The 14,595-nt window shown below is 53.4% G+C and carries 13 protein-coding genes; 7 read left to right on the top strand and 6 right to left on the bottom strand.

Annotated elements, in window-relative coordinates; translation table 11 throughout:
- Positions 1 to 63: 63 nt before the first annotated feature.
- Positions 64 to 1,440, bottom strand: coding sequence for a DNA repair protein RadA (gene radA / locus ACAW75_RS15685; RefSeq protein WP_370729677.1), 1,377 nt, complete (start codon positions 1,438 to 1,440; stop codon positions 64 to 66).
- Between the two features lie 265 nt (positions 1,441 to 1,705).
- On the opposite strand from radA, the gene ACAW75_RS15680 reads away from it, so the two are divergent.
- Positions 1,706 to 2,377, top strand: a complete 672-nt coding sequence (locus ACAW75_RS15680) for an outer membrane beta-barrel protein (protein ID WP_370729795.1) — start codon at positions 1,706 to 1,708, stop codon at positions 2,375 to 2,377.
- A 158-nt stretch (positions 2,378 to 2,535) separates the two neighbouring features.
- Here ACAW75_RS15680 and ACAW75_RS15675 read toward each other — a convergent pair whose 3' ends face one another.
- Positions 2,536 to 2,949, bottom strand: a complete 414-nt coding sequence (locus ACAW75_RS15675) for a LytR/AlgR family response regulator transcription factor (RefSeq protein ID WP_370729676.1) — start codon at positions 2,947 to 2,949, stop codon at positions 2,536 to 2,538.
- Between the two features lie 313 nt (positions 2,950 to 3,262).
- Positions 3,263 to 3,694 carry a LytR/AlgR family response regulator transcription factor gene (locus ACAW75_RS15670; protein ID WP_370729675.1) on the bottom strand — a complete coding sequence of 144 codons (432 nt, stop codon included), beginning with the start codon at positions 3,692 to 3,694 and terminating at the stop codon, positions 3,263 to 3,265.
- Positions 3,695 to 3,875: 181 nt separating this feature from the next.
- Between ACAW75_RS15670 and guaA the strand changes: the two genes are divergently transcribed.
- The 4 genes from guaA (at position 3,876) to deoC (ending at position 9,981) form a co-directional block, all read left to right on the top strand.
- Entirely contained in the window at positions 3,876 to 5,408 is a 1,533-nt protein-coding gene (gene guaA / locus ACAW75_RS15665) for a glutamine-hydrolyzing GMP synthase (protein WP_370729674.1), read from the top strand.
- Between the two features lie 426 nt (positions 5,409 to 5,834).
- The gene (locus tag ACAW75_RS15660; protein WP_370729673.1) at positions 5,835 to 8,102 is read left to right on the top strand and encodes an NADP-dependent malic enzyme; all 2,268 of its coding nucleotides are present in this window, start codon (positions 5,835 to 5,837) and stop codon (positions 8,100 to 8,102) included.
- Positions 8,103 to 8,212: 110 nt separating this feature from the next.
- Positions 8,213 to 9,193, top strand: a complete 981-nt coding sequence (trpS, locus tag ACAW75_RS15655; RefSeq protein WP_370729672.1) for a tryptophan--tRNA ligase — start codon at positions 8,213 to 8,215, stop codon at positions 9,191 to 9,193.
- A gap of 5 nt (positions 9,194 to 9,198) precedes the next feature.
- A complete protein-coding gene (gene deoC / locus ACAW75_RS15650; protein WP_370729671.1) occupies positions 9,199 to 9,981 on the top strand; it encodes a deoxyribose-phosphate aldolase in 783 nt (260 codons plus the stop codon).
- A gap of 290 nt (positions 9,982 to 10,271) precedes the next feature.
- Here the strand turns inward: deoC and ACAW75_RS15645 are convergent, their stop codons facing one another.
- Both ACAW75_RS15645 and ACAW75_RS15640 read right to left on the bottom strand, forming a co-directional pair.
- Positions 10,272 to 11,000 carry a DUF72 domain-containing protein gene (locus tag ACAW75_RS15645; protein WP_370729670.1) on the bottom strand — a complete coding sequence of 243 codons (729 nt, stop codon included), beginning with the start codon at positions 10,998 to 11,000 and terminating at the stop codon, positions 10,272 to 10,274.
- An 85-nt stretch (positions 11,001 to 11,085) separates the two neighbouring features.
- Entirely contained in the window at positions 11,086 to 12,168 is a 1,083-nt protein-coding gene (locus ACAW75_RS15640) for an SDR family oxidoreductase (protein WP_370729669.1), read from the bottom strand.
- Positions 12,169 to 12,619: 451 nt separating this feature from the next.
- Between ACAW75_RS15640 and ACAW75_RS15635 the strand changes: the two genes are divergently transcribed.
- Both ACAW75_RS15635 and ACAW75_RS15630 read left to right on the top strand, forming a co-directional pair.
- Positions 12,620 to 13,531 (top strand): sugar phosphate isomerase/epimerase family protein, encoded by a 912-nt coding sequence (locus ACAW75_RS15635; protein ID WP_370729668.1) that lies wholly within the window; start codon positions 12,620 to 12,622, stop codon positions 13,529 to 13,531.
- A gap of 18 nt (positions 13,532 to 13,549) precedes the next feature.
- Positions 13,550 to 13,963: a hypothetical protein gene (locus tag ACAW75_RS15630; RefSeq protein ID WP_370729667.1), complete on the top strand. Its 414-nt coding sequence runs from the start codon at positions 13,550 to 13,552 to the stop codon at positions 13,961 to 13,963.
- A gap of 64 nt (positions 13,964 to 14,027) precedes the next feature.
- On the opposite strand, the gene ACAW75_RS15625 is transcribed toward ACAW75_RS15630, so the two are convergent.
- Positions 14,028 to 14,525: a DinB family protein gene (locus tag ACAW75_RS15625; RefSeq protein ID WP_370729666.1), complete on the bottom strand. Its 498-nt coding sequence runs from the start codon at positions 14,523 to 14,525 to the stop codon at positions 14,028 to 14,030.
- Between the last annotated feature and the right edge of the window lie 70 nt (positions 14,526 to 14,595).

The raw sequence follows: 14,595 nt of genomic DNA, 5'->3' as shown, positions 1-14,595 counted from the left end.
CTGCCAAGGAACGTACCCAGGCTCAAGCGGAGTAACAGAAGACAGAAGACAGTAAACTTAAATTTACATCAGCACCCCCTGAAATACTTCATCCAGTTTCGCAACCGGGCGGATCACAATGTTGAACTGACTGGCATCCAGCCCTTTCAAGTTGTACTTCGAGACGTAAATCTGCTTGAAACCAAGTTTTTGTGCTTCCGCTATGCGGGCTTCAATGCGGCTAACGGCACGTACCTCACCACCAAGCCCGACCTCCGCCGCGAAAGCCACGGTAGTGGGAATGGCAATATCTTCGTAGCTCGACACAATGGCCGCGCATACGGCCAGATCAATCGCCGGATCTTCGACGCGCAGCCCACCGGCTACGTTCAAAAACACATCCTGCTGGCCTAACCGGAAACCGCCCCGTTTTTCAAGTACAGCCAGCAACATCTGAAGGCGCTTGTTATCGTATCCGGTGCTGCTCCGTTGGGGCGTTCCATAGGTGCTCACGCCGACCAGCGCCTGAATCTCGATCATCAACGGCCGATTCCCTTCCATCATGGACCCAATCGCGACGCCGCTCAGCGCTTCGTCGCGTTGCGAGATCAGGATTTCTGACGGATTCGACACCTGTCGTAGACCGCTGCCCTGCATTTCGTAAATACCCAGCTCAGACGTACTGCCAAACCGGTTCTTGGTCGTGCGCAGAATGCGGTAGGTAGTGTGGCGGTCGCCTTCAAAGGTCAGCACAGTATCGACCATGTGCTCCAGCACTTTGGGGCCAGCCAGTGATCCTTCCTTCGTGATATGACCGATCATGAATACCGGCACACCCGACTCTTTGGCGTATTTCATGAATTCGGCGGTGCACTCACGTACCTGCGATACGCTACCCGCCCCCGACTCAACCAGCGACGATTGCATGGTCTGAATGGAATCGACGATCAGTACCTCCGGCTCGAAATGCTCCACCACCCGGAAAATGTTCTGCGTCGACGTCTCGGTCATGATGTGGCAGTCGCTGGTTGGCGTTTCGAGTCGCTCAGCCCGCATCTTGATCTGCTGTTCGCTTTCTTCGCCGGAGATATAAAGCACCCGCATACCGGTCAGGCTCAGGGCAATCTGCAGTAAGAGCGTTGATTTACCAATGCCGGGTTCACCCCCAATCAGCACCAGTGAGCCGGGCACAATGCCACCACCCAACACGCGGTTCAACTCCGCATCGACCGTGAGCGTGCGGGGCTGCTCTTCGTAGTTGATCGCGTGAATGGCTTTGGGTTTCGCCGCAATTTTGGCCGGGCCAGCTGTTACGCGCCAGCCACCTTTATCAGGCTCGTCTTTCTGCACGACCTCTTCAACGATGGTGTTCCATTCGCCGCAGACCGGGCAACGGCCCAGCCATTTTGGTGATTGATGGCCACAACTCTGACAGAAGTACGAGGTCTTTATTTTCGCCACGGGAGTTATTCAGTGAACAGTTACGGAAGAACAATTAACATTTTTTCACAAAGGCATTAAACGGTCGGTGCAGTCGTTAATCAAAGGTCAACAACAGGCAATGTATGGTACGTGCGTGGTTCATGAACACGACCGGAACGATCCTTGCTACCCGTTCATCCTATACTAAAACAACGCCGTTGGCTCAGAAATAGTTGATTTTTGACCTGTCTGTAGTTGTATTCCCGTTAATCTGCTGTATTCCATGAAGACCACTATCGCTTCCATGAAGAAAATCCTATTCGGCCTCGCCATTGCCGTTTTACCCGCGCTTACGTATGCGCAGGGTTTCCAAATTGGCGTTAAAGGAGGAGTCAATCTCTCAAGACTTACATTCGGCGAGTTTGTCAGCACTGGCACGAATGGGAACGGTTCGCCCACTGTCGATGTGAATGGGCAAACACTGCGAAATAATATCTCCGACAGCTACAAAAGCCGCACGGGCACGTCTTTTGGCATTTATACCCGATTTGGTAAAAACCTGTTTCTTCAGCCCGAGTTGATGTATACCACGCAGGAAGGACAGTTCGACGTGGTTAGGAATGGCGTAACAGAAAACGTTACGATCAAAACCACCAGCTTCGACGTACCGGTATTGCTGGGCCTCAAAGGTGGCCCTCTGCGGTTCATGGTTGGCCCGATGGCTTCGTTCCGGGTCGACAACAACGCCGGTCTAAGCGACGCGCTCAAACAATATACTACAGGTACGTTGAATGACGCCTGGTCTAAAGCCTGGTACGGCTATCAGATCGGTGGTGGGCTTGATCTGGGCAGTCTCGGCCTTGATGTGCGTTACCAGGGTAACCTGTCCGACGTGGCGCAGGTAAACACCAATGGCGGCAGTTTCAGTCAACGGGCTAAATCATGGCAGATTACCCTGGCCTATAAAATCTTCTGATTGGCCAGGTAGGTTGCCAACTAGTTTTACGGCCTAAAAAAACCCGCCTCAGCATCTTTGAGGCGGGCTTTTTGAATAAAGCGTAACCAGGTTGGGGATTGTTGCCAGCACATAAGTTATCAGTGGCGGCAGGAACGGATCTTCGGCCTAAAATCTATCTAGTTCAGGTGCTCCTGATATTGATTCATGAGTTGGGTAATTTCCCGCATCCGGCGACGCGAAATAGTCACCTCCCGATTGTCGGCCATGCGGATGATGCGATCACGCGCAAACACACCGTGCTGGACATAAGCCAGATTGATGATATTCGATTTGTGAATACGAATGAAGATGCTGTTGTCGAGCGTTTTCTCAAACTCTTTCAGCGTCTTCGACACCAGGTATTTCCGGCGATCACGGGTGTGTATAAAGGTATAGTTTCCCTCTCCTTCCAGACAAACGATATCGTCAACGGAAACCATCACCGTACGGTTTAAATACGGAAGAGCGATCCGCTGGGCGTTACGAGTGTACGAAGCAGGGTAATGAGGCGTTACGGATGGCGTTGGCGGTGTTAGAAATTTAGCTTCCATAAGTTCTGGGTATTTAATAGGAGTGGTTAGTAATACTATGTTTGACTGGTTCAAAACTACAGGTCTCCTACCGTTTCCTAAAAAAGCCTTTTTTCACACAAACCTGATTTATTTTTCTAATCAATTGATCTACAGATATTTATACAATTGTTGTAGTCCTTTTTTACGTGAATTTCCCCGCACGATCACGTAGTTATACGTATAGTTTATCAAACGGTAGTGCTCTTGTTGATACGCAAAAAACCGGGTCAGCGTAGCTATAACTACGCTGACCCGGTTCGGGTAAGTTCGCTGACGAAGAGTAGAGTAGAATCTAGTTTACCAAGGCAGGGCTGTAGTCACGGATGCGATCCACAAACATCTGGGCACGACGGCGCGAAATTTTCACCTGCTGACCATCAGACAATTCGAGTTCACCTTCCTTTTTAACAAAAAACTTACGTACAAAGCTTAGGTTGACAATGCATGACTTGTGCACACGGACAAAGGCCTGGCCGTCGAGCAGTGTTTCGTATTCTTTCAATGTCCTGGAGACCAGCATTTTAGTGCCGTCTTTCAGGTAGAAATTGGTGTAATTGCCTGACCCTTCAAGCCGAACAATTTCGTCGACGGAGACAGTACGCTTACGGTCGAAAAACGGAATCAATAACTTCTGGTTGTTGCTCGATGGGGTATTTTTTTCCACACTTTTGGGGAATGGCATCGACAGGGCATCAAAGAATGATTCGGACGTCATGATTTTCATAATGGTTTGAGTGAAACGTTAGACTAAGGGTCCTGACTCTAGTAATCAGGCAATTAGGCAGCTCATTTCCGGTAGTGTAGCGAGAGAAATGAGTTGCCCACTGTAATCCTAAGGTTCAATAATCAGGCCCTTTTCGGCTGGTGGGGCAATTTGATGTAACTTTGTGCTTTAGAAACTAACGATGGCCACCGAACAGATTCTGATTATCGATTTTGGTTCACAGTTCACCCAATTGATTGCCCGCCGGGTACGTGAACTGAATGTGTATTGTGAGATACATCCCTACAACAACCTTCCTCCTGTCTCTCCCGACGTTAAAGGCGTAATCCTGTCGGGCAGTCCGTGTTCCGTTCGAGACAGCGACGCCCCCACCATTCATATGGCTACGTTCCGCCATAAATTGCCCGTACTGGGTGTCTGCTATGGCGCTCAGTTACTGGCACAAAGCAGCGGTGGCGAAGTACACCCCTCCTCCATCCGTGAATATGGCCGGGCTCGGCTCGGCACCATAGACGCTGCCAGTCGGCTGATGAAGGGCATCGACCAGCATTCGCAGGTCTGGATGTCACACGGTGACACGATTACGCAGATACCCGACAATTTCGAGGTGATCGCTTCAACAGAAACCGTTCGGGTGGCGGCTTTCCAGGTACGTGACGAAGAAACCTTTGGCATTCAGTTTCACCCCGAGGTAACTCATTCGTTACAGGGGAAACAAGTGCTACACAACTTTGTGGTCGACATTTGTGGCTGCTCACAAAGCTGGACCGCCGACTCGTTCGTGGATACCACCGTAGCTGACCTGAAAGCTAAACTAGGTGATGACAAGGTCGTTCTTGGCCTTTCGGGCGGTGTCGACTCGTCGGTAGCGGCCATGCTCATTCACCGGGCAATCGGACCAAACCTGTACTGTATTTTCGTTGACAATGGCCTGCTCCGGAAAGACGAATTTCAGGGCGTACTGGACAGCTATAAAACACTGGGCCTCAACGTGAAAGGTGTAAATGCACAGGAACAGTTTTACCATTCTCTAGCCGGCCTTACCGACCCTGAAGCGAAACGGAAAGCCATTGGCAAAACATTCATCGACGTCTTCGATCAGGAGTCGCACCTGATCGAAGACGTCAGCTGGCTGGGCCAGGGAACGATCTACCCCGACGTGATCGAGTCCGTGTCGGTGAAGGGCCCTTCGGCTACGATCAAATCGCACCATAACGTAGGGGGGCTTCCCGATTTCATGAAGCTGAAAGTGGTTGAACCGCTCAACACCCTGTTTAAAGACGAGGTACGGGCTGTTGGTCGGTCAATGGGGCTTCCCGAGTTCATTCTGGGCCGTCATCCTTTCCCCGGCCCGGGGCTGGCTATTCGGATCCTGGGCGATATCACCCCCGAAAAAGTGGCGATTCTTCAGGAAGTGGACGCTCTGTTTATCAATGGGTTGAAACGCGAAGGGCTCTACGACCAGGTGTGGCAGGCAGGTGCCATGCTCCTGCCTATCCAGAGCGTTGGCGTGATGGGCGACGAACGTACCTACGAGCGTGTGGTAGCACTCCGCGCTGTAACCAGCGTAGACGGCATGACGGCCGACTGGGCACACCTCCCCTACTCGTTTCTGGCCGACATCTCGAACGAGATCATCAATAAAGTAAAAGGAGTGAACCGGGTCGTGTATGATATTTCGTCGAAACCACCCGCGACGATTGAGTGGGAATAACCAAAACGTAAACGTGTAGTGCATCGTGGCCATTGGCGAAAAAGGTGGATAACTCTTTTCGCCAATGGCCACATCTTTACCATCAGGATTTAAGCACGACCATCCCCCCAGCATGCTTCCACGTTCTGGCTGTCTACTTATTTTTCTGTTACTGGCGGTTTGCCTCGGACAATCACCCCGGCACAACTTGCTCCGCTCACTGGACAGGCAGCGTTTCACGGCTCTAATCAGAAAAGACAGCCTACTGCTAAACCGGCTATTGGCCAACGATCTAGTGTATACTAATTACATTCCTCCACCTACCTGCTTTCGCCCGACCAGGCCCGACAGGACTGTCTATTTTGTAGGCTAGCCAACGGCTGTTTTGTAGTTTAGCGGCCCCATAAACGCTGGAACATTAGGCGCTCCCAGCGGCAAATTCCTCTTATGCAACAGAAAATCAGGCGCGAAGACGCCCTCGACTACCACGCCAACGGCCGTCCCGGCAAGCTGGAAGTCATTCCCACCAAACCCTACAGTACGCAACGCGACTTAACGCTGGCTTATTCGCCGGGCGTTGCCGAACCCTGTCTGGCCATTGCCGATCGGCTCGAGGATGTATATAAGTATACTGCTAAAGGCAACCTGGTGGCCGTGATCTCGAACGGAACCGCCGTGTTGGGTCTAGGCAATATTGGCCCCGAGGCTGGTAAACCGGTCATGGAAGGCAAGGGCCTGCTCTTCAAAATTTACGCCGACATTGATGTGTTTGACCTCGAATTGAACACAAACGATGTGGATGAGTTTGTCAGAACGGTCAAGATCCTGGAGCCTACGTTTGGCGGGGTCAACCTGGAAGACATCAAAGCACCTGAATGTTTTGAGATCGAAGAACGACTGAAACGGGAGTTGAATATCCCGATCATGCACGATGACCAGCATGGCACGGCGATCATCTCCGGGGCCGCCCTGCTCAACGCGCTTGAATTGGTTGGCAAGCAGATCGCCGACGTTAAAATAGTGGTCAACGGAGCCGGGGCATCCGCTATCTCCTGCACCAAACATTACGTGGCGCTGGGTGCCCGGATCGAAAACATTGTCATGTGCGACTCAAAAGGACCAATCCGGGCAGACCGGGCTGATCTCGACGTGCGTAAAGCGATGTTCGCTACCAGCCGCGACCTACCAAGTCTGGAGGCCGCCTTTGCCGGAGCCGACGTGTTCATTGGGCTGTCTAAAGGCAATGTGGTGAGTCAGGCAATGGTGCAGAGCATGGCCGGCAATCCGATCGTGTTTGCCATGGCCAACCCAACGCCCGAGATCAGCTACGAAGAGGCGATGGCGGCCCGCCCCGACCTGATCATGGCAACGGGCCGGTCAGATTACCCCAATCAGGTAAACAATGTACTGGGCTTTCCCTACATTTTCCGGGGGGCGCTCGACGTACGGGCTACGGAGATCAACGAGGCCATGAAACTGGCGGCTACGCTGGCCCTGGCCGAACTAGCCAAAAAGCCGGTGCCCGACCTGGTGAACATGGCCTACAGCACCGACAACCTGATGTTCAGCCGAACATACATCATTCCGAAACCCGTTGACCCCCGCCTGCTGGTGACCGTAGCTCCTGCCGTGGCGAAAGCGGCTATGGATTCGGGGGTTGCCAAACAGCCCATCACCGACTGGGAAGCGTATGAACATCAACTGGCCCGCCGGTTGGGGCAGGATAATCGTATCTCGCGGGTAATCCTGAACAAGGCCAAGAGTAACCCGAAGCGGGTTGTATTTGCCGATGCCGAGAACCTGAAGGTGCTGAAAGCCGCCCAGCAGGTACGTGACGAAGGCATTGCCCAGCCAATTCTGCTCGGCGAAACGGCAATGATCCGGCAGATGATCGAGCAGAACAGCCTGGACCTGGGCGACACGCCCATTCTGGACCCGCGTTCGCCGGAGCAGGATGCGCTGATCGGCCGGTTTGCTGATGTGTTCTTCCAGAAGCGCCAGCGGAAAGGACTGAACCCCCGCGAAGCCCGTAAGCTGATGTACTACCGGAATTATTTCGGGGCCATGATGGTCGAAACTGGCGAAGCCGACGCTCTGATTTCAGGCCTTACCCGTAATTATCCCGACACGATCCGACCAGCGCTACAGATTATTGGCAAGCAGGACGGCGTGAAGAAAGTGGCCGGTATGTACATTCTGATGACCAAACGGGGGCCCCTGTTTTTCTCGGATACGACCGTTAATTTCAACCCTACGGCCGAAGAGATTGTTGAGATTACGGAATTAACCGCACGGGCCGTTGAGCAATTCAACATCAAGCCGCGCATCGGCCTGGTTACGTACTCAAACTTTGGCTCGGCAGCGGGCGACGATGCGCTGAAAATGAGTAAAGCGGTTGCGCTACTCCAGGCAAAATACCCCGACATGATCGTTGACGGTGAAATTCAGGCCCACCTTGCCTTCGACACGGAGCTGCTGAAACAGAACCATCCGTTCAGCAAACTGATCGAAGAAGGAGCGAATACGCTTATCTTCCCGAACCTGTCGGCCAGCAACATTGCGTATAACCTCATGTCGGAGGTGGGTGGAGCCGACGCGATTGGCCCCATTCTGCTGGGGTTACACAAACCGGTACACGTATTACAGTTAGGCTCGTCGGAGCGCGAAATCGTTAACATGGTAGCCATCGCCGTTGTGGAAGCACAAGGTAAATAACCCAAAGTATACGCAGATTTTGCGGCTCAAACAGGATTGGCACTGATTTCATCCAGTCTCTATTCGTGTACATCCAGTCAATCCGTGACCTTCGCGTACCAGTCAACATCATGTCAAGAATATTAACGGGTATCCAGAGTAGTGGACGGCCGCATCTGGGGAATATTTTGGGGGCCATTTTACCGGCCGTACAATTATCGCAACAAGCGAATAACGAGTCGTTTTTATTTATCGCCGATCTGCATTCGCTGACTACGCTGCGGGAAGGCAACACCCGTCGCGAGTTTGTGCGGGCCATTGCCGCCACCTGGCTGGCCTTCGGCTACGATACCGTCAGGAATACGCTCTGGCGCCAGTCGCGGGTGCCGGAACATACCGAATTGGCCTGGTACCTGAACTGCTTCACGCCCATGGCGATGCTGGAAAACGCCACGTCGTATAAAGACAAGCTGGAAAAGATGCCGTCGGCGGCCAATGCCGGTCTGTTCACGTACCCAGTGTTGCAAACGGCCGATATTCTGCTCTATGATGCCGAACTGGTTCCCGTGGGGAAAGATCAGCGTCAGCATCTGGAGATGGCCCGCGACATTGCCGGTGCCGTAAACCGACATTACAACGCGGACGTGTTCGTGATGCCCGAAGCCCGCATCGACTCAAAGATCATGACGATACCGGGAATCGACGGGGCCAAGATGAGCAAGTCGTACAACAACTACATCGACATCTTTTTGCCCGCCAATGACCTCTACAAAGTCGTTAAAAAGATTTTGTCGGATTCAACGCCGTTGGAAGCGCCCAAAAACCCGGACACTGATATTACTTTCCAACTTTACTCGCTCCTGGCTACCGAGGAGCAGATAGCCACCCTGCGGCAGCAATACGAAGCGGGGGGCTATGGCTATGGTCATGCCAAAAAAGAGCTGTATGAATTGATCATCGAACGCTTCGCCACTGAACGGGAACGCTTTACCGAGCTCATGGCCGAGGGTAACCCGGAGCTTGAGCGGGAGCTACGGGCAGGAGAAGAAAAAGCCCGTGCCGTGGCGGCGAAAACGATTGATCGCGTACGGACCGTCATGGGATTCAATTAACCTCGATGGAGAACTCAATGGCTACCAACCCAACCCTGATCCGTGAACTGGCGAAGATGATCGACCATTCGCTGCTACACCCAACGCTGACCGACGCCGAACTGCGCGAAGGCTGCGCTGTAGCGCTACACTACGATGTGGCGTCGGTCTGTATCAAGCCTTACGCCGTACCGCTGGCCGCCGAACTCCTGGCAGGCTCCGACGTGCTGGTTGGAACGGTTATCGGCTTTCCGGCGGGCAATTCAACGACTGCCATTAAAGTAGCGGAAACCATACAGGCCTGCCGCGACGGAGCCGTCGAGATCGACATGGTCGTGAACATCGGCAAAGTGCTGGGCGCCGATTTTCATTACGTTCAGCATGAGATCCTGGCCGTTCATGAGGCCTGTTTGGCTCAGGGCGCCATTCTCAAAGTGATTTTCGAGAATGATTTCCTGCCCGATGACCGTTTCATCATCAAACTCTGTGCGATCTGCACCGAGGTAGGTGTCGAGTTTGTCAAAACCTCAACGGGGTATGGCTTTGTGAAAGGTGCCGACGGTACGTATTCCTACCAGGGGGCTACCCTGCCCCATTTGCAACTGATGCTCGATCATGTGGGGCCGAACGTCCGGGTAAAGGCGGCGGGCGGCGTTCGTACCCTCGATGGCTTGCTGCAGGTGAAAGCCATGGGTGTTTCGCGTCTTGGTGCTTCGGCCACGGCGGCCATCATGCAGGAGGCTTACCAGCGTTATGGCGACGGTAGCCACCGCCCGCTAGCCGGTACCAGTGAGGCAAAAGGCTATTAGGGTATCTCTTACTTCTGGAAGAACCCAGACCGTTTGTGCCTTGCGTCAACGTCTATGACCGACTGCAGGAAACGCTTGTTGCCTGTCATGCCTCCGATACCCAACGCCATCATCCGGCCGATTTGGCTGCCGGTGGCCCCGTCGATATAGCTGATCGACCCACGCGGCATCTGTTGCCCCGCCTGCTGAACACTGGGTTTTCTTCAGCGATCGTTTCACTATGACGCGTTGACCTGGTGTTGTCTTCATCGATAAGTAATCTGTTGAGACACGACAGTCGAAAGCAAATTTTACGAAGCGGCTGCATCGAGCTGCCGTTTAAAGGCTAAAGCATCCTGTTTCATAGAGCTATTGTTGAAGAAGACGTACCCAGCCTGTTGCGTTGGCAGTAACTCGGCTAAATCGACTAGCTCGGATGGCTCATATTGGTACCGCCAATCCTGCCGCCCATGCAACCGAAAATAGCACCGGTCTGGTGTCATCGTCTTACGGACAAACGGATCGACCACATGCCACAGAGACAGGTCTTCACACAGGTCGCTCAGCAGCTCATTGTCCCAGGGGCCACGCGGTTCCCAGCAGCATTTTACCCCATTTCGGTCAATGCGGGAAAAGAAATGGACCAGACGCCGGACATTCTCCGGCGTCTGGGTAAAACTGGCCGGGCATTGAAACAGGATTGCTTTGGCCTTTACTGCCTGAGCACAGGCCAATGTAGTATGCCAGGCCTCATCAACGAGGGTGGTCGGCTTGAAAGACCCGGCCGCTTGTTGCTCCGCCGTTGTGAGTTGCCGCCTCAGCCGTTTGTAGGTGGGGCTTTTGGCCGAATGCGTAATGAGTTGCCAGGCTTTGAGGGTAAACTCAAAGTTGGCCAGCACCTCGTTACGCCAGCGGGCCAACGTACCCAGCTGAGGCGGCTGGTAAAAGGTTTGTTGAATCTCAACACAAGAAAATTGCCTGGCATACTCAGCTTTTGAGCCGCTAAGGCCACAAGTGCCAACCTGTACATTGCGGTTCATATCGCTCTCCGTTAACTAAGGTCCCTAGTCTACCAAAACCTTGATAGCTTGTCAGTCAATACACTAACTCGCTGTCAGACTACGATTAACGGTCGATCTGCGCAGGAATCACCCGATCTGCCCGCAGTTGCTCGAACAAGTCGAAAAAGGACTCCCTGGTAGGCTGGTAGACCATAAAGCCCAGCTTACGGCTTTTCGACATATCCGTCATTACTTCAATGGGGCGTCCTAAATCAAGATCGGTGTGCCAGGCCGAGGCCAAACGCATCAGATTCGGTTCGATCAGTTGGTAACGACTGGCGATTTCCTGCCAGCGTGGGCCGTCATTGGCCATTTCAGTGTCCAGCGGGTGAATAGCCCCCTCGTAGCCAACAGATTCAAGGCCAAAGAAATCAGCCAGTTGTTTCCACAGCCAACTCCACCGGAAGACATCGCCGTTGACCACGTTAAACGCTTCGTTATGGGCCGCTTCGGTTGTAGCGGCCCAAATGAGGTGCCTGGCCAGCACGCGGGCGTCGGTCACGTCAGAGAGCCCTTCCCACTGCGCCTTGGAACCCGGCCAGCGGAAGGGTCGCCCGGTCTGCTGACAAAGCGTGGCGTACACAGCCAGGGTGGTGCCCATGTTCATCATGTTGCCTACCGCTTTTCCGATTACGGTATGCGGGCGATGAACGCTCCAGCTAAAGCCATCCCGTTCGGCGGCCGCATAGACCTCATCTTCCTGTGCATAGTAGAAATTTTCGATAGCCAGGCGGGGGTGTTCTTCCCGGACGGGCGTTTGAGGCAAAAAACCATCTTTAGCATAAGCGTCAAATGGCCCCAGGTAATGCTTCAACCCCGTAACCAGCGCCACGTGCTGTACCGACCGCTTGGGTCTCAGCACATCCAGCAGATTGCGAACCATGGTGCTATTGACCCGGATATTCTCGGCCTCTGTCTCGTTGCGCATCCAGCTTGTAAAAAACACATGCGTTGGCGCTAAGTCGGCCAAAGCAGCCTGTAGGCTATCTGGGTTAAGCAGGTCGGCGGCAATAGGGTATATGTTTGGTATATCCTGGTTCGGCCTACGGGCCAACCCGTAGGTTACCCATCCCTGACTGATCAGTTCATGAGCGAGGTTGCTACCAGTGATGCCACTGGCACCAACGACTAAAGCAATGTTAGGCATGGTTTTCTAAACGTTGAGAGGCTGTAGGCAGGTCCGCACGGATTCCGTGCGTTTTTATGAAAGTGACCTTAATTGGCCCGTAGCGATGAAGTAGACGCGACAACCAGCGCATCGTCGATTACTCAACACAGTCTGGCTGGATAAGTTTGCACAGTCAACTCAGGCTACGACAGACAGCCGACAAAACCACCCTACGGCCACGTAGCAGCCTATCAGAACAGCCCTGTCCTGATAGGCTGCGGCTAGAAACGACAGCCGCCCCACGCTGATTAACGAAGGAATGGCGGGTAATTGGCTGCTTAGGCTACTACATTAGCCCCTGTATCGAGAAGAATAGGGGCAGCCTGAAAAGTAGAATGACTGTAAATTTGCCATTTGCAGACGCGCAGAAGCAACTGCCAGGCAGGCTACTTTACTCACCCGGCAACCACTTAGTAAACCCAACGTACCTATGTTACACCTTGGTTTTGTCTCGGCCATCCTGGCCGACTATGATCTGAACTCAACGCTCAAATTCGCCTCAGAACATGGGTTCAAGTGCGTCGAACTGATGTGCTGGCCCTCGGGAAATGCCGACGCGCGCCGGTACGCAGGCGTCACGCATATTGATGTCGACAACCTGGATGTAATGTACGTGCAGACACTTTGCCAGCAGTATGGCGTTTACATCTCCGGCCTGGGCTACTACCCGAACCCATTGGATGCCAACGCTGAACAGGCCGAATTTTACCGCGAGCACATCAAGAAGATGATCCGGGCGGCGGCCAGGCTGAACGTGCCGGTGGTCAATACGTTCATTGGTCGGAATTCCGCGCTGAACGTACCGGATAATCTGAAACTGGTCGCCCAGCACTGGCCTGCGATTGTGAAGGTGGCCGAAGAAAACAACGTGAAGATCGGCATCGAGAATTGCCCGATGTGGTTCAGCTACGATGAATGGCCCGGCGGTAAAAACATCGCCACAACACCCGCCATCTGGGATCGGCTCTTCGAGATTATTCCATCACGGATACTGGGGCTTAATTATGACCCCAGCCATTTAGTCTGGCAAATGATGGATGAGGTGCGGCCCATCTACGACTACCGCGACCGGTTGCACCATATTCACCTGAAAGACGTAAAACTTTACCGCGACCGCCTCGACCGGGTGGGCATCATGGCCAATCCGCTGGAGTACCACTCGCCAAAGCTCCCCGGCCTCGGCGACGTGCGCTGGAATGCGTTCTTTGCCGCCCTCACCGACGTTCGGTATCGGGGGCCCGTTTGCATTGAGGTAGAAGATAAAGCCTATGAAGGGTCTGCCGACGACGTACAAACCGCTATTCTCACCGCCCGGAATTATCTCCGCCAATTCCTGGGATAAGGTTACCTTGCTTTTTATATGAAAGACCACCGTCAGCTAAGCGATGACGACTTCGCGCATCAGTTCGAAACAGCTGTTCTTGATCCAGCCCTCTTCAACCACGAGGCACATCTGCGGGTAGCCTGGCTCCATCTTGCGAAACACGGCGCTGAAAAAGCCGTTGTAACGGTCAATGAACAGCTTATCGGGTACGTTGCCTGCCTGGGGGCCCGGGACAAATACAACAGAACCCTGACGACGGCGGCAATCAAGACCGTTCATCATTTCATGCAAAGGGCTCAGGGCGCTTCATTTCTAGAGCTTATCGATGCGTTTCCCCAGTTGACACAAAACTTCCGGGGGTTGCTCGCCAGCCATTACTCGGTCGATATCTTCGGACTGGATCTGGCCAAGGCAACGTACCTGGAACCCGACCTGTTGCCCTTCGACTAACTCGATTGACTGGCTGGGCGAAGTACGACTGCAACACGTACTTCGCCCAGCAGATTAGTTCACCTTAGAACATGGGTTCGTCGGCGCTGGGGCCGTAGCTACCGGGAATGGGTATGTCGAGCAGGCGCAGGTACACACCCAGTTGGGCGCGGTGGTGCACGGTTTGAGAAAACGCCATCCGAATCACTTCGCCTTTGGTATCGGTACTGATGATCGTCTCGCTATGACGCATGGTCCAGGGCCGCTCAAACTGAGCTTCATTCGCCTGGCTCAGTGCCGCCTTTCCTTCAGCCAGTGATTTTTCAAAGATGGTCAGTACCTCGGCCGTATGGGCAACAGGGGTTGGCGTGTAGTCCATGGTGGCAAAGTCAATGCCATCGGTGTGAAGTGCCATTGACACCCAGGCAGGTAGTTCGGCGATGTGAACAGCCAGGTTGCGCATCGGCATACTCCTGGGGTGCGGAGCCCAGTCATATTGGTCGTCTGGAATCCGGCTGAGCATTTTGCGCGTCGTGTTGGCTTCCATATCCATTTCCTTCAGCATCAGTTCGATGATTGACATAGCGAGTTGATTTGGTTGAGCAGCAAAGGTCGCGGGCGGCACTGACAGCCCTATGTCAGTAGGGGTTGGC

The organism is Fibrella arboris, assembly GCF_041321095.1.
In the GTDB taxonomy this organism is placed as follows: domain Bacteria; phylum Bacteroidota; class Bacteroidia; order Cytophagales; family Spirosomataceae; genus Fibrella; species Fibrella arboris.
Note: the sequence above shows the minus strand (reverse complement) of the source record. Positions and strands in the feature narration are given on the sequence as shown.